The sequence below is a fragment of the Arthrobacter globiformis genome (genome assembly GCF_030818015.1).
Lineage (GTDB): Bacteria > Actinomycetota > Actinomycetes > Actinomycetales > Micrococcaceae > Arthrobacter > Arthrobacter globiformis_C.
Window position 1 is genome coordinate 3,783,093 of sequence record NZ_JAUSZX010000001.1, and the last position, 18,483, is coordinate 3,801,575.

Consider the following 18,483-nt stretch of genomic DNA (forward strand, 5'->3'; position numbering starts at 1 on the left):
TCTCCTGTTTCTTTGCCTCGCCGCCCGAGCTTTGAAGAAGTCTCCAGAGCAGCTGAGGCGAAGCCTTGATGTCGGATTCGCATGCGGAGGACCCTGCAGCTCTCGGCCGCAAATGTCCCTAGGCATGCGAAAATGTGGCATACGTTGCACAAGAACCCTGCAAACCGGAAACGTCGCTCTCGGTCCTGCCTTACGGCTGATACAGCCTTCTAGCAAATACCGGGCGCACTCATCCACTGCCACAATAACAATTGGTCTCAAGTTTAGCACGGACTGCCCTGAGGCCTTAATCCGGGCGGATTGCGGGGACTGAAAGGCCCCGTTCCCACAGCCGTGGAAACGGGGCCCGTCAGTTCAAGGGGTTGACTCGTTACCGGAAGTCGTTGCCCAGGTCGTAGTCATCCAGCGGGATGGCGTGGAACTCAGGAGCTCCGTCGCCGCCCAGCGTGTCGTAGGAGAAATCGCTGAATGCGCTCGGGCCGGTGAACAGGTTGGCCTTTGCTTCTTCAGTCGGTTCCACCGTGATCTCGGTGTAGCGCGGGAGGCCCGTGCCGGCCGGGATCAGCTTACCGATGATGACGTTCTCCTTGAGGCCGAGCAGAGGATCGCTCTTGCCTTCCATGGCCGCCTGCGTCAGGACGCGGGTGGTCTCCTGGAAGGACGCTGCGGACAGCCAGGACTCGGTGGCCAGCGACGCCTTGGTGATACCCATGAGCTCGGGACGTCCGGAAGCCGGAGTCTTGCCCTCGGATACAACACGGCGGTTGGCGTCCTCGAACCGGCTGCGCTCGGCCAGCTCACCCGGGAGCAGGTCGGAGTCGCCGGATTCGATGACCGTGACGCGGCGCAGCATCTGCCGGACGATGACTTCCACGTGCTTGTCGTGGATGCCAATGCCCTGGCTGCGGTACACGCCCTGCACTTCGTCCACGAGGAACTTCTGTGCGGCACGCGGGCCCATGATGCGCAGGACCTGCTTCGGGTCGACCGGACCGTTGACGAGCTTCTGGCCCACCGACACGTGCTGGCCGTCCTCGATCAGGAGACGCGACCGGCGCAGGACCGGGTAGGCGATCTCTTCGGAACCGTCGTCCGGAGTGATCACCAGGCGCATCTGACGCTCGGATTCCTCGATGGTGATGCGACCGGCTGCTTCCGCAATCGGCGCCACACCCTTCGGGGTACGGGCTTCGAAGAGCTCCTGGATACGGGGCAGACCCTGGGTGATGTCGTCGCCACCGCTGGCGGAAACAGCACCACCGGTGTGGAACGTACGCATGGTCAGCTGGGTACCGGGTTCACCGATGGACTGTGCGGCGATGATGCCCACAGCTTCACCGATGTCCACGGTCTTGCCGGTGGCCAGCGAACGGCCGTAGCACAGGGCACAGGTTCCGACGCTGGACTCACAGGTGAGCACGGAGCGGACCTTGACCTCGGTGATGCCGGCTGCGAACAGCTCAGCGATCACGACGTCACCGCAGTCGGTGCCGGCCGGAGCCAGGACGTTGCCCTTGGAGTCGACGACGTCCACGGCCAGCGTACGGGCGTAGGCGCTGTTCTCGACGTTCTCGTCCAGGGTCAGCTCACCGTTGGCGTCAACCACGGCGATCGGGGTGACGAGGCCGCGTTCGGTGCCGCAGTCCTCTTCACGGACGATGACGTCCTGCGAGACGTCCACCAGACGACGGGTCAGGTAACCCGAGTTGGCGGTACGCAGCGCGGTGTCGGCAAGACCCTTACGTGCACCGTGCGTGGCGATGAAGTATTCCAGCACCGACAGGCCCTCACGGTAGGAGGACTTGATCGGACGCGGGATGATTTCACCCTTCGGGTTGGCCACCAGGCCACGGATACCCGCGATCTGGCGGACCTGCATCCAGTTACCACGTGCACCGGAGGACACCATGCGGTTGATGGTGTTCATCGGCGACAGGCTGTCGCGCATAGCCTGGGCGATCTCGTTGGTCGCCTTGTTCCAGATCTCGATCAGTTCCTGGCGACGCTCGTCGTCGTCGATCAGGCCCTTGTCGTACTGTCCCTGGATCTTGGCGGCGCGCTCCTCGTAACCGGCAAGGATGGCCGGCTTGGCTTCCGGAACCTCGATGTCGGAGATGGCGACGGTGACGCCCGAGCGGGTGGCCCAGTAGAAACCGGCGTCCTTCAGGTTGTCCAGCGTTGCGGCCGTGACAACCTTCGGGTAGCGCTCTGCGAGGTCGTTGACGATGCGGGAAAGCTCGCCCTTGTCGGCAACAGCCTCAACCCATGGGTAGTCCTCGGGCAGGGTCTCGTTGAAGAGAACCTGGCCCAGGGAGGTGTCCACCAGTGCGGGCTGACCCTGCTCCCAGCCGTCCGGAGCTTCCCAGCCGGCGTAAGGAACAAAGCCCTCAAGACGGATCTTGACCTGGGAGTTCAGGTGCAGCTCGTGTGCATCGAACGCCATGATCGCCTCGGACACCGAGCCGAAGATCCGGCCTTCACCGGCTGAACCCACACGCTTGGTGGTCAGGTGGTAGAGGCCGATGATCATATCCTGCGAAGGCAGGGTCACCGGGCGGCCGTCAGACGGCTTCAGGATGTTGTTGGAGGACAGCATCAGGATGCGTGCCTCAGCCTGGGCTTCGGGGCTCAGCGGCAGGTGGACTGCCATCTGGTCGCCGTCGAAGTCGGCGTTGAACGCGCCACAAACCAGCGGGTGGAGCTGGATGGCCTTGCCTTCAACAAGCTGCGGCTCGAATGCCTGGATACCGAGGCGGTGCAGGGTAGGTGCACGGTTGAGCAGCACCGGGTGTTCGGTGATGATCTCTTCCAGCACGTCCCAGACCTGCGGACGGTAGCGCTCGACCATACGCTTGGCCGACTTGATGTTCTGGGCGTGGTTGAGGTCAACCAGGCGCTTCATCACGAACGGCTTGAAGAGCTCCAGTGCCATCTGCTTGGGCAGACCACACTGGTGCAGCTTCAGCTGCGGGCCGACGACGATGACCGAACGGCCGGAGTAGTCGACGCGCTTGCCGAGCAGGTTCTGGCGGAAACGGCCCTGCTTGCCCTTGAGCATGTCGCTCAGGGACTTCAGCGGACGGTTGCCCGGTCCGGTGACGGGACGGCCGCGGCGGCCGTTGTCGAAGAGGCTGTCAACAGCTTCCTGAAGCATGCGCTTCTCGTTGTTGACGATGATCTCCGGAGCACCCAGGTCAAGCAGTCGCTTGAGTCGGTTGTTGCGGTTGATCACGCGGCGGTAGAGGTCGTTGAGGTCGGAGGTCGCGAAGCGGCCACCGTCCAGCTGGACCATGGGGCGCAGTTCCGGCGGGATCACCGGGACGGCGTCCAGCACCATGCCGAGCGGGCTGTTGTTGGTGGTCAGGAACGCGTTGACCACCTTCAGGCGCTTCAGGGCGCGGGTCTTGCGCTGGCCCTTGCCGTTGGCGATGATGTCGCGCAGGTTGTCGGACTCGGCCTGCATGTCGAAGTTCTCAAGGCGCTTCTTGATGGCCTCGGCACCCATGGAGCCTTCGAAGTACATGCCGTAGCGGTCACGCAGTTCGCGGTACAGGCCCTCGTCACCTTCGAGGTCGGCGACCTTCAGGTTCTTGAAGCGGTCCCAGACCTGCTCGAGGCGCTCGATCTCCGCGTCGGCGCGCTTGCGGACGTTCGCCATCTGGCGGTCAGCGGAGTCGCGTGCCTTCTTCTTGTCGGCAGCCTTGGCACCCTCGCCCTCGAGACGGGCAAGCTCGCCCTCAAGGTCGCGGGCGATCGCCGCGATGTCGGAGTCGCGGTTGTCGATCAGCTGCTTCTTCTCGACGTCGTGCTCAACCTGCAGGTTGGGCAGTTCCGCGTGGCGGTTTTCTTCGTCGACGCTGGTGATCATGTAGGCAGCGAAGTAGATGACCTTTTCGAGGTCCTTCGGAGCCAGATCAAGGAGGTAGCCCAGGCGGGACGGAACACCCTTGAAGTACCAGATGTGGGTTACGGGAGCAGCCAGTTCGATGTGGCCCATGCGCTCACGGCGCACCTTGGCGCGGGTGACCTCGACGCCACACCGCTCACAGATGATGCCCTTGAAGCGCACGCGCTTGTACTTGCCGCAGTAGCATTCCCAGTCACGGGACGGGCCGAAGATCTTCTCGCAGAAGAGGCCGTCCTTCTCGGGCTTGAGCGTGCGGTAGTTGATGGTTTCCGGCTTCTTAACCTCGCCGTACGACCAGCCGCGGATGTCTTCCGCGGTGGCGAGGCCGATCTGCATGAGGCCGAAGGAGGATTCGCTGGACATATGGTCCCTGTTCTCTCTTGTTCTCTAAATTCTGAAGTCTTGTTTACGGGGAGAGGGAGAGGCCGACGACGGGTGGTCACCACCCGCCGTCGGGACCCCTGCTAGACCTCTTCTACGGAGCTGGGCTCTGCACGAGACAGATCGATGCCCAGTTCTTCCGCAGCCGTGAAGACTGCGTCATCAGAGTCACGCATTTCAATTGTGGTTCCGTCCGTGGAAAGCACTTCCACGTTCAGGCACAGCGACTGCATTTCCTTGATCAACACCTTGAAGGATTCGGGAACACCCGGCTCGGGGATGTTCTCGCCCTTGACGATCGCCTCGTAGACCTTCACACGACCGTGGATGTCATCGGACTTGATCGTGAGCAGTTCCTGGAGCGTGTAGGCGGCGCCGTAAGCTTCGAGCGCCCACACTTCCATTTCACCGAAGCGCTGGCCACCGAACTGTGCCTTACCACCCAGCGGCTGCTGCGTGATCATGGAGTACGGGCCGGTGGAGCGGGCGTGGATCTTGTCGTCCACCAGGTGGTGGAGCTTCAGGATGTACATGTAGCCGACCGAGATCGGATCCGGGAACGGCTCGCCGGAGCGGCCGTCGAACAGGCGCGTCTTACCCGAGGAGTTGATCAGGCGTTCGCCGTCACGGGTCGGGTTGGTGGAGTCCAGCAGCCCGGTGATTTCCTCTTCGCGGGCGCCGTCGAAGACCGGCGTTGCAACAGTGGTCTGGCCACTCTCGCGCGGCAGGTTCGGCAGCTGCTTGGCCCACTCCGGCTCGCCTTCGATCTTCCAGCCCGTCTTGGCAACCCAGCCGAGGTGCGTTTCCAGCACCTGGCCGACGTTCATACGGCCCGGAACACCCAGCGGGTTCAGGACGATGTCAACGGGGGTACCGTCAGCAAGGAAGGGCATGTCCTCGACCGGGAGGATCTTGGAGATAACACCCTTGTTGCCGTGGCGGCCGGCGAGCTTGTCGCCGTCGGTGATCTTGCGCTTGGCAGCCACGTAGACGCGGACCAGCTGGTTGACGCCCGGGGGCAGTTCGTCGTCATTGTCGCGGTCGAAGACGCGCACGCCGATGACGGTGCCGGACTCGCCGTGCGGAACCTTCAGGGAGGTATCGCGGACTTCGCGGGACTTCTCACCGAAGATGGCGCGCAGCAGGCGCTCTTCCGGGGTCAGTTCGGTTTCACCCTTCGGGGTGACCTTTCCGACCAGGATGTCGCCGGCTTCAACCTCGGCACCGATGTGGATGATGCCACGCTCGTCCAGGCCAGCCAGGACTTCCTCGGACACGTTGGGGATGTCACGGGTGATTTCCTCGGCACCAAGCTTGGTGTCGCGGGCGTCGATCTCGTGCTCCTCGATGTGGATGGAGGAAAGGACGTCCTCTGCCACGATGCGCTGGGACAGGATGATGGCATCCTCGAAGTTGTGGCCTTCCCATGACATGAATGCCACGAGGAGGTTCTTACCGAGGGCGAGCTCGCCCTGGTCCGTTGCCGGGCCGTCGGCGATGATGCCGCCAACTTCCAGGCGCTGGCCTTCGTTCACCAAAACGCGGTGGTTGTAGCAGTTGCCCTGGTTGGAGCGGGCGAACTTGTTGATGCGGTAGTTGGTTTCCGTGCCGTCGTCGTTGAGCATGACAACGAGCTCGGCGGAGACCTCGGTGACCACACCGGGCTTCTTCGCGATGACAACGTCACCGGCGTCGACGGCAGCAGCACGCTCCATGCCGGTACCCACGAACGGGGCCTCGGAACGGACCAGCGGCACAGCCTGGCGCTGCATGTTGGCACCCATGAGTGCACGGTTGGCGTCGTCGTGCTCGAGGAACGGGATCAGGGCGGTTGCCACGGACACCATCTGGCGCGGGGAAACATCCATGAACTGAACGTCAGCGGCGGGAACGAGCACGGGCTCGCCTCCACCACCACGGGCACGGACCAGGACGGTCTCTTCAGCGAAGCGCTTGTTCTCGTCGAGCGGAGCGTTGGCCTGTGCGATCAGGACCTCTGCTTCGTCGTCGGCCGTCAGGTACTGGACGTCGTCGGAGACGACGCCGTCCTTGACCAGGCGGTACGGCGTCTCGATGAAACCGAACGGGTTGATGCGGCCGTAGGACGCCAGCGAACCGATCAGGCCAATGTTCGGGCCTTCAGGGGTTTCGATGGGGCACATACGTCCGTAGTGGGACGGGTGGACGTCTCGGACTTCCATGCCGGCGCGGTCACGGGACAGACCACCCGGGCCAAGCGCGGACAGGCGGCGCTTGTGGGTCAGACCCGAGAGCGGGTTGTTCTGGTCCATGAACTGGGACAGCTGGGAGGTTCCGAAGAACTCCTTGATGGCTGCCACCACGGGACGGATGTTGATCAGGGTCTGCGGCGTGATGGCCTCGACGTCCTGCGTGGTCATGCGTTCGCGGACGACGCGCTCCATGCGGGACAGGCCGGTGCGGACCTGGTTCTCGATGAGCTCGCCGACGGCGCGGATGCGGCGGTTGCCGAAGTGGTCGATGTCATCGATCTCGACGCGCAGCTCGTGGTCTTCGCCGTCGCGCTTGCCCATGAGGGTCTTCTCGCCGGCGTGCAGCGCGACGAGGAACTTGATCATGGCCACGATGTCTTCAACGTGCAGGACCGAGGCTTCCTTGTCGCCAAGGGAGCGGTCGATGCCAAGCTTGCGGTTGATCTTGTAGCGGCCAACCTTGGCCAGATCGTAGCGCTTGGAGTTGAAGTACAGGTTGTCCAGCAGGGACTGGGCAGCCTCGACTGTGGGCGGCTCGCCTGGACGCAGCTTGCGGTAGATGTCCAGCAGGGCGTCTTCGCGGGTTTCGGTGGCGTCCTTCTCCAGCGTGGCACGCATGGAGTCGTACTGGCCGAACTCCTCGAGGATCTGGCCTTCGGTCCACCCGAGGGCCTTCAGCAGCACCGTGACCGACTGCTTGCGCTTGCGGTCGAGGCGCACGCCGACCTGGTCGCGCTTGTCGATCTCGAGCTCGAACCAGGCGCCGCGGGACGGAATGATCTTTGCGGTAAAGATGTCCTTGTCGCTGGTCTTGTCAGCGGCGCGCTCAAAGTAGGCGCCCGGGGAACGGACCAGCTGGGAAACGACGACACGCTCGGTGCCGTTGACGACGAAGGTGCCCTTCTCGGTCATCAGCGGGAAGTCACCCATGAACACGGTCTGCTGCTTGATTTCGCCCGTGTTGTTGTTCATGAATTCGGCCTTGACGTACAGCGGTGCCGAGTACGTAGCGTCCCGGTCCTTGCATTCAGCCATGGTGTACTTCGGATCAGCGAACTCCGGATCGGAGAAGCTCAGGGACATGGTGCCCTGGAAGTCCTCAATCGGGGAGATCTCTTCGAAGATGTCGGAAAGACCGGAGGTGGTGGCGACGCTCAGGTCGCCTTCTTCGACGGCCTTCGCAACGCGGGCCTGCCAGCGTTCATTTCCGACCAGCCAGTCGAAGCTGTCCGTCTGCAGGGCAAGCAGATTCGGAACGTCAAGAGGTTCGTGAATCTTTGCGAATGAGAGCCGGCGAGTCGCACCATCGGTGCTTGCCGTATTAGCGGTTTCGTTATTAGAGGTGCTCGAGGCGACCAAGAGGGATCCTTCCACAGACCTTCAGGCGTTTTCAGATCTCCCCCGCTTTTCACCCTGCGGAGTGACTCCGCAGTGCTACCATCCGGTTCCGCTATATGACCCGGAACCTGGTTCTGCCCATGCTGGTGACGTTGTTCACGGCACATTGATGGAACAGCTAACAGGCTAAGCCCACCGCTATATGAAGGCTGAAGGTAAACAGGGAAGACGCAAATATCTACGATACGGCAAAACCCCACGCGTGTCTACCCCACTTGCCAGCAGAATGCAAGCACCGTTGCCACGGGCACCTAACCGGAATGCGCCCCGCCTTCCCAGCGTTGAATAGATAGGTGACCGGGCTCACGATACCCTTAGGCCAACCATCGACCAAAGATCGGGAGAGAACATCCATGAGCAATTCCGTGGACAACCGCGACGTTGTCATCCTGTCCGGCGCGCGCACCCCGCAGGGCCGGCTGAACGGGCAACTGGCGAGCTTCACCGCCGTCGAGCTCGGGGCGCACGCCATCAAAGCGGCCCTTGCGGCGAGCGGAGTGGACGCCGACCAGGTGGACGCCGTCATCATGGGCCAGGTCCTGCAGGCCGGGGCCGGGCAGAACCCGGCCCGCCAGAGCGCCATCGGCGCAGGCATCGGCTGGAACGTGCCCACGGTGACCATTAATAAGGTCTGCCTTTCCGGGCTTACCGCAGTGATCGACGCGGCGCGGATGATCCGTGCCGGCGACGCCACCGTCGTCGTAGCCGGCGGGCAGGAATCCATGACGCGGGCGCCCCACGTCCTCCCCGGATCCCGCCAGGGCTGGAACTACGGCACCGTCCAGGCGCTGGATGTTGCGGCACACGACGGCCTCACCGACGCCTTCGACGGCCAGTCGATGGGCCTGTCCACCGAATCCAAGAACCTGACCCTCGGCATTGACCGGACCGCACAGGACAACGTGGCCGCCAATTCACACCAGCGCGCCGCGATCGCCTCGAAGAACGGCGTTTTCGACGACGAGATCTCACCGATCAGCGTCAAGCAGCGCAAGGGTGATCCGGTGGTGGTTTCCACCGACGAGGGCCTCCGGCCGGATACCAGCGTGGAGTCCTTGGCCGGCCTGCGGGCTGCCTTCGTCACCGACGGCACCATCACGGCCGGCAACTCCTCTCCCCTGTCCGACGGTGCCTCCGCCCTGGTCCTGGCCTCCCGCAAGTTCGCGGAGGAGAACGGCCTGGAGTACTTGGCTGTCGTAGGCAAGCCCGGGCAGGTGGCCGGGCCGGACAACTCCCTCCACTCCCAGCCCTCCAACGCCATCCGGAACGCCCTGGACCGGGCCGGCTGGAGTACCGCGGATCTGGACTTCATCGAGATCAATGAGGCGTTCGGTTCGGTGGCCGTGCAGTCCCTCAAGGATCTGGACTACCCGCTGGAGCAGTGCAACATCCATGGCGGTGCCATCGCGCTGGGCCACCCGATCGGCGCCTCCGGTGCGCGGCTGGCACTCCACGCGGCACATGAGCTGAAGCGCCGCGGCCAGGGCAAGGCGGCAGTCTCACTCTGTGGAGGCGGCGGCCAGGGTGAGGCCCTCCTGCTGTTCCGCGACTGATGAACGGCGTTCCGGCGCCGGGCGCCGACGGGACGAACGGCGGCGGCAGGGAGCGTTTCCTTGCCGACGCCGCCGCGCGCGGCCTGGATGTCCAGCTCGTCGAACGGCTGGCGGCCCACAGCCTCGAGGAGGCGGCCGCGATCCTTGGCATCAGCCCGGCGGACATCGTGAAGTCCCTCGTGGTGAAGCACAAGGACGGCAGCTTCCTCTTCGCCCTCATCCCGGGCGACCGCCAGATCTCCTGGCCCAAGCTGCGCAGCCTGGTGGGCGTCAACAAGCTCTCACTCCCTGCGGCCGACGTGGCGCTGGAGGCAACCGGCTATGAGCGCGGCACCATCACCCCGCTCGGCAGCACCACGGCATGGCCTGTCTATGCGGACCGGGCTATCGCGGGCAAGCGGATCTCCATGGGCGCGGGCCAGCACGGCTACAGCGCATTCGTGGATGCCGACGCCCTGGTCTCGGCCCTCGGCGCTGTGCTCGCGGACATCAGCGACCCCAACTAGGTCGCAGTAGGTGTCGTTTTCAGGGGTGAAAACGACACCTACTGCGACCTCGTTGGGTTAAACGCAGGAAACCCCGCCCACCGGAGTGGACGGGGTTTCCTGAACAAGCAGTGTTACTTGAGGGTAACGGTGGCGCCAGCTTCTTCGAGCTGAGCCTTTGCCTTCTCGGCGGCTTCCTTGGTGGCGCCTTCGAGAACAGCCTTGGGAGCGCTGTCAACCAGGTCCTTGGCTTCCTTGAGGCCGAGGGAGGTGATGGCGCGAACTTCCTTGATCACTGCGATCTTCTTGTCGCCAGCAGCTTCGAGGATGACGTCGAAGTCAGTCTTCTCTTCAGCTTCTTCTGCAGCGCCACCGGCAGCGGGGCCAGCAACAGCAACAGCAGCAGCGGTAACTTCGAAGGTCTCTTCGAAGAGCTTGACGAACTCGGAGAGCTCGATGATGGTCAGTTCCTTGAAAGCTTCAATGAGCTCTTCGTTGGTGAGCTTCGCCATGGTTGGCGTCCTTCCTATAAAGGTGGCCGGGGGCTGAATGCCCTCCGTTCCACCGGAGTCTTTTTGGGAGAGAGTTAGTTCTCTTCGGCAGCGGCTTCGGCCGGAGCCTCAGCTGCTTCTTCTGCGACTGCGTCAGCGTCTGCGGCGGGAGCTTCTTCAGCGGCGGGAGCTTCGGCTTCAGCCGGAGCACCGTTCTCTTCTTCAAGCTTGAGGCGCAGTGCGTCGATGATGCGTGCAGCAGCGGCAGCAGGTGCCTTGAGGATGCCTGCAACCTTGGCGAGCTGCAGCTCGCGGGACTCGAGTGCTGCCAGGGCAGCAACTTCGCTGGCGTTCAGTGCCTTGCCCTCGAAGTAACCGGTCTTGATGACCAGCTGCTTGTTGGCCTTGGCAAAATCCGTCAGGCTCTTGGCAGCTGCAACTGCGTCACCCTTGATGAACGCGATTGCAGTGGGGCCGGCGAGCTGGCCGTCGAATGCTTCGACACCAGCTTCCTTGGCTGCAATGGCGGTCAGGGTGTTCTTGACGACCGCGAACTTGGTGTCCTGGCCGAGAGAAACACGCAGCTGCTTGAGCTGTGCAACGGTGAGCCCACGGTATTCGGTCAGGACAGCGGCGTTCGATTCCTTGAAATCGTTAGTGATCTCAGCTACTGCTGAAACCTTGGTAGGCGTTGCCATAACCCTCCTTCCGGGGATAGTGCCGGTATTCCGGGTCCCCGCTCAGGTGAGCTAAAACTAAAAACGCCCCGCGCAGATGCACGGGGCTTGGCTCAACGCTGTCATAACAGCGGAACTTTGCTTCGTTCACCTGCGCCGGCCGCCCTATGTTCAGGGTCCTTCGTCTGGAAACCCACTGGCTCTTTTTCACACAACTGCAGAGTTGAGCTGAGCTCGAAAGAGTGGGAATCCAACAACCGACGGTCTTTGGTAGTTCAAGCTTACGGGAGGGTTCCGGGGATAACCAAATCGGCCTAGCTTCTGCTGGGTCCCAGGTCCGGTAGTTCCTTCTGCCAGATCCCGGTGACTCCCGCCGTCGTGAACCCGAGCTGGCGGTTGACCGTGAGCAGGTACCGGTTTTCCGGTGCGTTCCAGGTATAGATCACCCGCGCCGCGGGGAACTGCTCGGTGAGGCGCTCCATGTTGGCCACCTTGATGAGCAGGCCGAGCTTGTTGCCGCGGTGCGCCTGCAGCACCACGGTATCGTCCTGGAAGACGACGTCCTGCCGCTGCGCCAGGACGCTGATGGTGGTCAGCCCCACGAGCGTCCCCGTGGCGATATGTTCGACGGCGGTCACCACCGTGCGCCGTCCCTGGGAGATCATGACTTCCTCGGCTTCACGCAGGATCCTGGCGTCGAAAACCATGCTGTCGTCGTCCTCCGCCGGCCCGGCGTCACCGCCGGCCTGGTTTTCGAGGGCAGCCACCGATTCCAGCCAGCGCTCCGGGCAGCGGTCGGTCCAGTGGTGCAGGCGGTAGCGGCCGTTGTTGGCCTCCTGCGCCTCTGCCTCGAGCTCGGCCACAAGCTTGCTGTCCAGCGGCAGCGCGCACGAGCTGAACTGTTCGATGTGCTGCAGGGTGTAACCGGTGCGCTGGGCGAACTCCACCTCGCGGCTGCCGAGCGGCACGTACCCTTGCCCCGATCCGGGCACCAGCTGCTCGGGCGCGAATTCGTGCAGGGAGGCGCCGGGGTGGTTGGTGTCCACCAGGATCATGGTGCGGCCCTCCTCCCGGGCGAAATGCTCGGCGGCCTCCAGCAGCTGCCGGCCCACGCCCTGGCGCTGATACTCGGGGAGGATGTCCAGGGTGAATTCGGCAAGGTCCAGGTTGTCAGCGAGGGGCAGTGCGATGTCCACGGTGCCCACGATGTCGTCGCCGACCTTTGCCACGAGGATCACCTGGCGCTCGTACGGGTCGTCCAGTTCGAGAAGCTTTTCCAGCGGCGTGTAGGCGAGGTCGTCACTGCCCCAGGTATCCATCCGGACCTTGCGGCCCACCTCCACCGCGGCGAGAAAGTCCGCTGCATCGGCAGCATCCACGGAGTCCGGAATCCACAGCCGCTCGATCCGCACCTCTATTGCCATCATCCCCAGCCGTTTCCGCCGCTTGCCATGAAGGCTGCGGGCTTGAGTCCACGCGGTGTATCCGTCGCCAGCATATGCCGGTTAGCGCCGGCGCTGCCACTCACCGTCGTACCCCGCCGCACGGAAGCCCAGGGCCACATTGATTGCCAGCATGTGGTCGTTCTCCGCGGCGTTGAATGTCAGGACCCGTTCCACTTCGGGATGGTCCTGCTGCAGGCGCCGCAGGTTGCGCACCTTCACCAGCATCCCCAGCCGGTGCCCGCGGTGTGTCTTGGCCACGAGCGTGTCGTCCTGCTCGGCCAGCCACGGTTTTTCGTCCGAATGCTGCAGCACCGAGTAGGCGGCCAGCTCGCCGCTCGCCTTATGCCGGGCCACCGCCACCAGCGAGGCCAGGCCCGTCCGCCTCCATTCCTCCTCTACGTGCCGGACGCGCTTGGCGTCCCACACCTCGGCGTCGTAGTGCAGCGCCCCTGCCGGGGTGTCCGTGCTCATTCTGGACATGAGCACCGCCATCTCGTCGACGTACTCATCCGGACAGCAGTCTGTCCAATCGAGAATCTCGTACTGGTCCCCGGCGATGCCGGCTGCCTCGCCTTCCAGCGCGTCAAGGACACCGTCCGACGGCGGCATGTCCAGTGCGCTGAAACGCGTCACCTGCTCGAGGGTGTAACCGGCCGCCACGGCGAACCGTACGCCGCGGGCCGCGGCCGGGACTCCGCCCGTCCCCGTTCCGGCCCTGAGGATTCCCGGGCCATCCGGATCGAACCCGGGCGCGTGCTCGGTGAAGGACTGCAGGGTGCTGCGTCCGTCCTCCGCCGCCAGTGCTTCTGCATGCCGCAGGAGAGCCTGGCCGATGCCGCGGCCGCTGAACCCGTTGAGGACATCCACCCTGAGGAACGCATCCTGGAGGTTCTCTTTTTGACTCAGCCTTACCCAGGACCTTGCCACCATGCGGCCGTCCAGCCGTACGAAGAAGAGCCGCAGCTTCTCGTAGTCATCGTCGCGCCACGCTTCCAGCCTGGCCTTGCGGGGCGCTGCCCGGTCAAGGTTGCCCCAGGTCTCCAGCACAACTGCATCGCTGAGGTCGCTGAACTCGAGGAAGTCTGTGGCGTCGGGCGCGTCAAGCGACGCAGGCAGGAACAGCGGCTCGATCCGGTAGGAGGGCGTCGTCACCGGATCAGCCTAGCCGCAACACGCTGAGTCCGACAGAGCCCCTTCCAGAGCGGGCTGGCGCGCCTGACTGGAGTCCCGCCGTCGTGCTCCAGGGGTGACAAGAGCCGCCGCAAATGCACAAGGACCGCCCGGCAGATGCCGGACGGTCCTTTGGTGCTGACCGGAGATCCGGCCGGTGGTTCGTGAGACTTATGCCTCGGTCAGAACCTTGGTGACGTTGGGGTCAACGGAGATGCCGGGACCGAACGTGGTGGCAACCGTTGCCTTCTGGATGTAGCGGCCCTTGGAAGCGGACGGCTTCAGGCGGAGCACCTCTTCGAGGGCAGCGGCGTAGTTCTCGGCCAACTTGACGGCGTCAAACGAAACCTTGCCGATGATGAAGTGCAGGTTGGAGTGCTTGTCGACGCGGAAGTCGATCTTGCCGCCCTTGATGTCGTTGACAGCCTTGGTGACATCGGGGGTGACGGTGCCGGTCTTCGGGTTCGGCATCAGGTTACGCGGACCCAGGACCTTACCGAGACGGCCAACCTTGCCCATGAGGTCAGGGGTGGCAACGGCTGCGTCGAAGTCGGTCCAGCCGCCGGCGATCTTTTCGATCAGGTCGTCGGAACCAACGAAGTCGGCGCCGGCAGCGATTGCTGCTTCGGCCTTCTCACCCGTGGCGAACACGAGGACGCGGGCGGTCTTACCGGTGCCGTGCGGCAGGTTGACGGTACCGCGGACCATCTGGTCGGCCTTGCGGGGGTCAACGCCCAGGCGGAAGGCGACCTCAACGGTGGCGTCGAACTTGGACGGGTTGGTGTCCTTGGCGAGCGTCACTGCCTCGAACGGCGCGTAGAACTTCTCCGCGTCGATCTTGGCTGCGGCTGCCTCGTATGCTTTGCTGCGCTTTGCCATGCTGCTTATTTCTCCTTGTGCAGTTGTGGTCTGCGGACCGCGCTGGGCCCTGCCACAGTTGGAAATCCGGCTGTTTTATCCGGACCGATTTCCAACATTTCAATGTTTCAGTGGTGCCGGTTTCCCGGCGGTGCTGCCCGGCGTCGTTCCCGGTTTCCCGGACCCGGCACCGCATCAGCGGAAATTAACCCTCGACGGTGATACCCATGGAGCGGGCGGTGCCGGCGATGATCTTCGCTGCGCCTTCGAGGCTGGTGGCGTTGAGGTCTTCCATCTTGGTGGAGGCGATCTCGTTGACCTGGGCCTGGGTCAGCTTGGCAACCTTGACGGTGTGCGGGGTAGCCGAACCCTTGGCGACGCCTGCAGCCTTCTTGATGAGCTCTGCAGCCGGCGGGGTCTTGGTGATGAACGTGAACGAACGGTCTTCGTAGACCGTGATTTCAACAGGAATAACGTTGCCGCGCTGGGCTTCCGTCGCGGCGTTGTACGCCTTGCAGAATTCCATGATGTTGACACCGTGCTGGCCAAGCGCAGGACCGATCGGCGGGGCCGGGTTAGCGGCACCTGCCTGGATCTGCAGCTTGATGAGGCCGGTGACCTTCTTCTTGGGAGCCAATGTAGGGTCCTTCTCTCAAATGCGTCCTGGGACACAGGAGCGTGCCTCAGGTGGTTGACCGCCATGGCGAGGCGGTCGGCCGTTCCGGAACTGCTAAAGCGGGCCGCTCCGGAACGAAATCTGTGGTGATCAGCTAGATCTTGGTGACCTGGTTGAAGGCCAGCGTGACCGGGGTCTCGCGTTCGAAGATGGAGACCAGCACCACGAGGGTCTGGGAATCCACCTTGATCTCGGAGATCGTGGCGGGAAGGGTCTCGAAGGGGCCCTCCTTGACGATGACCGATTCGCCGACCTCGAAGTCGACGTTCACCGGAGCGGCGGCCTGCTTGGTGGGCTTGCCCTTCTCTGCCTGCTCCTCTTCGAAGACCGGCGCGAGCATGGAGAAGACCTCATCAAGGCGCAGCGGCACGGGGTTGTGGGCGTTGCCCACGAAGCCGGTGACACCCGGGGTGTGGCGGACGGCGCCCCACGAGGCGTCGGTCAGGTCCATGCGGACCAGCACGTAGCCGGGGATGCGGACGCGGTTGATGACCTTGCGCTGAGCGTTCTTGATCTCAACGACCTCTTCCATCGGAACCTGGATTTCGAAGATGTAATCTTCCATGTCCAGGGTCTGGATGCGGGTCTCAAGGTTGGCCTTGACGCGGTTTTCGTAGCCGGCATAGGAGTGGATGACATACCAGTCACCCTCCTGGCGGCGCAGCTTGGACTTGAACTCCTCGGCCGGGTCGGTCGCCTGGGCGGCAGCAGCGGCCAGGACGTCGGTCCCTTCGGCGCCTTCCTCGGCGTCCTCTCCAGTCACGGCGTCGGCGTCAGCAGCGTCGGTCTCGGCGTCGTCTCCGGTCACGGCGTCGGCGTCAGCAGCGTCGGTCTCGGCGTCGGCGTCAGCAGCGTCGGTCTCGTCGTCAGCGTCAGTCTCAGCGTCGTCTTCAAAATCGGCGTCGCCTTCGGAATCGGGCGCAGCAGACTCAACCTCGGAGCCCTCAGCGGACTCAGCCGCGGGGTTCTGGGTTTCATCCAGCTCAGTCTCAGTTACCTCGAGCTCCTGCTCAGACACTTGGTCTCCTGCTTCCTCATTGCCTAATTGCCTATTTAAATGGCTCAATTCCGCACACTCCGCAGCTCCTCACCGAATCCGGCCGGGGAGCCCACGCAGTCTGCGGACCGATCGCCTTAGCGGTCCTTGGCGCCTGTACCGCTGAAGACCCAGCTCACCGCGGTGCCGAACGCCAGGTCCAGCAGAGTGACGATCACCATCATGATGACTACGAATACGAGCACCACGAGCGTGTAGTTGATCAGTTCCTTGCGGGTGGGGGCAACGACCTTCTTCAGTTCGCCAATGACCTGGCGGATGAAGAGCGCGATGCGAGCGAAGAAGCCAGCCTTGGCGGCCTTCTTTGCGGGGCGGCCCTTGGAGCTGCTTGCAGCTGTTTCGGTCACCTATTCCTCACTCATCCTCGCAAGTCGGATTACCCGGCTCTGAACTGAACCTTTGGTTGCTGCGCTTGCTCCGGCTTTTCGCCGGAACAGCCTGCGCAGGGCAGACAGGACTCGAACCTGCAACCTGCGGTTTTGGAGACCGCTGCGCTACCAATTGCGCCACTACCCTATGGATCAAAAACCGATGGAGGCCGCACTTTTCCCCAAGGCCGTCTGGGGCGCACGTCATCATCCGTGTTTCAACACCGGAGAACTAGTCTACGCAACAACTGCGCTCACGTCGAACCAGCCTCATTTCGGACCGTTTTCAGCTTCTGGATCCGCGCCGCACCGCAGTCACAAATCCGTGTTCCACCTCGAACGATCCGGTGAACAGCATAGAGTAGATTCCGTCGAAATCCACCATTCAGCTCACCAGCTGCAAGCGAAGAACGGACCTGCCATGTCTTCCGCCCGCGTTTCCCAACGCATTTCCGCCATTGCCGAATCCGCCACCCTGGCTGTCGACGCCAAGGCCAAGGCGCTGAAGGCGGCCGGCCGGCCGGTGATTGGCTTCGGTGCGGGCGAGCCCGACTTCCCCACCCCGGACTACATCGTCCAGGCCGCCATCGACGCCGCCAGCCAGCCGAAGTACCACCGCTATTCCCCCGCTGGCGGCCTGCCCGAGCTGAAGAAGGCCATCGCCGAGAAGACGTTCCGGGACTCCGGCTACAAGGCCGACCCGTCACAGGTGCTGGTCACCAACGGCGGCAAGCAGGCCGTCTACAACACGTTCGCCACCCTCGTGGATCCGGGCGACGAAGTGATCGTCCCCACGCCGTTCTGGACCACCTACCCCGAGGCCATCCGACTCGCCGGCGGCGTCCCGGTGGAGGTCTTTGCCGGCCCGGAGCAGGATTACCTAGTGACCGTGGAGCAGCTCGAGACAGCTGTCACGGACCGCACGAAGATCCTGCTGTTCGTCTCGCCGTCGAACCCCACAGGTTCCGTCTACTCGCCCGAGCAGGTCGCCGAAATCGGCAAGTGGGCCGCCGCGAAGGGCCTGTGGGTGGTCACCGACGAAATCTACGAGCACCTGACGTACGACGGCGTTCCGTTCACCTCCATCGCTACCGCCGCCCCGGAACTGGGTGACAAGGTAGTGATCCTTAACGGTGTTGCCAAGACCTATGCGATGACCGGCTGGCGCGTTGGCTGGATGATCGGGCCCGCCGACGTCATCAAGGCCGCCACCAACCTGCAGTCGCACGCCACCTCCAACGTGTCCAACATCCCGCAGATCGCCGCCCTGGCAGCAGTCTCCGGTCCGCTCACCGCGGTGGACGAGATGAAGGTCGCCTTCGACCGCCGCCGGAAGGCCATCGTGGACGGCCTCAACGCGATCGAGGGCATTGAATGCCCGACGCCGAAGGGCGCCTTTTACGTGTACGCGGACGTCCGCGCGCTGCTGGGTAAGGAATTCCCGACGTCGAACGGCCCGGTCCGCCCGGAGACCTCGGCTGCACTGGCCGCGCTGATCCTGGACGAGGTGGAGGTCGCCGTGGTTCCCGGAGAGGCCTTCGGCCCGTCCGGTTTCCTGCGCTTGTCCTACGCCCTGGGCGACGAGGACCTCGCCACCGGCGTTGGCCGCCTCCAGGACTTCCTCGGCAAGGCACAGTAACAACGCTCCATCACGTCCTGCAGGAAAAACACGGATCCTCCCTCACATCCTGCAGGAAATGCCTAAACGCTTCCGCACCGAAAAAGGTGCGGGAGCGTTTGGCCTTTAATCCCGGACGTGGAAGTGGCCCACCCCCAGCGAAAACAG

Annotated in this window: 13 protein-coding genes and 1 tRNA gene; 3 read left to right on the forward strand and 11 right to left on the reverse strand. The window is 63.6% G+C overall.

The genetic code is table 11. The annotated features are described in order from the left end of the window. Positions 1-370: 370 nt before the first annotated feature. Both QFZ23_RS17760 and rpoB read right to left on the reverse strand, forming a co-directional pair. Positions 371-4,270 (reverse strand): DNA-directed RNA polymerase subunit beta', encoded by a 3,900-nt coding sequence (locus tag QFZ23_RS17760; RefSeq protein ID WP_306924887.1) that lies wholly within the window; start codon positions 4,268-4,270, stop codon positions 371-373. Positions 4,271-4,371: 101 nt separating this feature from the next. Continuing rightward, positions 4,372-7,878, reverse strand: a complete 3,507-nt coding sequence (rpoB, locus tag QFZ23_RS17765) for a DNA-directed RNA polymerase subunit beta (protein ID WP_306924889.1) — start codon at positions 7,876-7,878, stop codon at positions 4,372-4,374. A 392-nt stretch (positions 7,879-8,270) separates the two neighbouring features. Here rpoB and QFZ23_RS17770 point away from each other — a divergent pair, with 392 nt between their 5' ends. Together QFZ23_RS17770 and QFZ23_RS17775 are read left to right on the forward strand one after the other, a co-directional pair. Then, a complete protein-coding gene (locus tag QFZ23_RS17770) occupies positions 8,271-9,470 on the forward strand; it encodes an acetyl-CoA C-acetyltransferase (protein ID WP_306924891.1) in 1,200 nt (399 codons plus the stop codon). After that, positions 9,470-9,976, forward strand: a complete 507-nt coding sequence (locus QFZ23_RS17775) for an aminoacyl-tRNA deacylase (protein ID WP_306924893.1) — start codon at positions 9,470-9,472, stop codon at positions 9,974-9,976. The genes QFZ23_RS17770 and QFZ23_RS17775 overlap by 1 nt, the downstream gene beginning before the upstream one ends. Before the next feature lie 113 nt (positions 9,977-10,089). On the opposite strand, the gene rplL is transcribed toward QFZ23_RS17775, so the two are convergent. The 9 genes from rplL to QFZ23_RS17820 form a co-directional block, all read right to left on the reverse strand. Further along, complete coding sequence (rplL, locus tag QFZ23_RS17780) at positions 10,090-10,467, reverse strand: 50S ribosomal protein L7/L12 (protein WP_306924895.1); 378 nt, start codon at positions 10,465-10,467, stop codon at positions 10,090-10,092. A 74-nt stretch (positions 10,468-10,541) separates the two neighbouring features. After that, the gene (rplJ, locus tag QFZ23_RS17785) at positions 10,542-11,144 is read right to left on the reverse strand and encodes a 50S ribosomal protein L10 (protein WP_306924897.1); all 603 of its coding nucleotides are present in this window, start codon (positions 11,142-11,144) and stop codon (positions 10,542-10,544) included. 293 nt (positions 11,145-11,437) lie between these two features. Next, the gene (locus QFZ23_RS17790; protein WP_306926927.1) at positions 11,438-12,547 is read right to left on the reverse strand and encodes a GNAT family N-acetyltransferase; all 1,110 of its coding nucleotides are present in this window, start codon (positions 12,545-12,547) and stop codon (positions 11,438-11,440) included. 81 nt (positions 12,548-12,628) lie between these two features. After that, on the reverse strand, positions 12,629-13,720 hold the full coding sequence (locus tag QFZ23_RS17795) for a GNAT family N-acetyltransferase (protein WP_306924899.1): 1,092 nt from the start codon (positions 13,718-13,720) through the stop codon (positions 12,629-12,631). Between the two features lie 189 nt (positions 13,721-13,909). Beyond that, positions 13,910-14,617: a 50S ribosomal protein L1 gene (gene rplA, locus QFZ23_RS17800; RefSeq protein WP_306924901.1), complete on the reverse strand. Its 708-nt coding sequence runs from the start codon at positions 14,615-14,617 to the stop codon at positions 13,910-13,912. A 184-nt stretch (positions 14,618-14,801) separates the two neighbouring features. Next, the gene (gene rplK, locus QFZ23_RS17805; RefSeq protein WP_003803853.1) at positions 14,802-15,233 is read right to left on the reverse strand and encodes a 50S ribosomal protein L11; all 432 of its coding nucleotides are present in this window, start codon (positions 15,231-15,233) and stop codon (positions 14,802-14,804) included. A 133-nt stretch (positions 15,234-15,366) separates the two neighbouring features. After that, positions 15,367-16,290, reverse strand: a complete 924-nt coding sequence (nusG, locus tag QFZ23_RS17810) for a transcription termination/antitermination protein NusG (protein ID WP_306924904.1) — start codon at positions 16,288-16,290, stop codon at positions 15,367-15,369. A gap of 116 nt (positions 16,291-16,406) precedes the next feature. Beyond that, on the reverse strand, positions 16,407-16,676 hold the full coding sequence (gene secE, locus QFZ23_RS17815) for a preprotein translocase subunit SecE (RefSeq protein ID WP_306924906.1): 270 nt from the start codon (positions 16,674-16,676) through the stop codon (positions 16,407-16,409). 96 nt (positions 16,677-16,772) lie between these two features. Further along, a tRNA-Trp gene (locus QFZ23_RS17820) sits at positions 16,773-16,845 on the reverse strand. Positions 16,846-17,118: 273 nt separating this feature from the next. Between QFZ23_RS17820 and QFZ23_RS17825 the strand changes: the two genes are divergently transcribed. Further along, a complete protein-coding gene (locus tag QFZ23_RS17825; protein WP_306924908.1) occupies positions 17,119-18,336 on the forward strand; it encodes a pyridoxal phosphate-dependent aminotransferase in 1,218 nt (405 codons plus the stop codon). Positions 18,337-18,483: the final 147 nt, after the last annotated feature.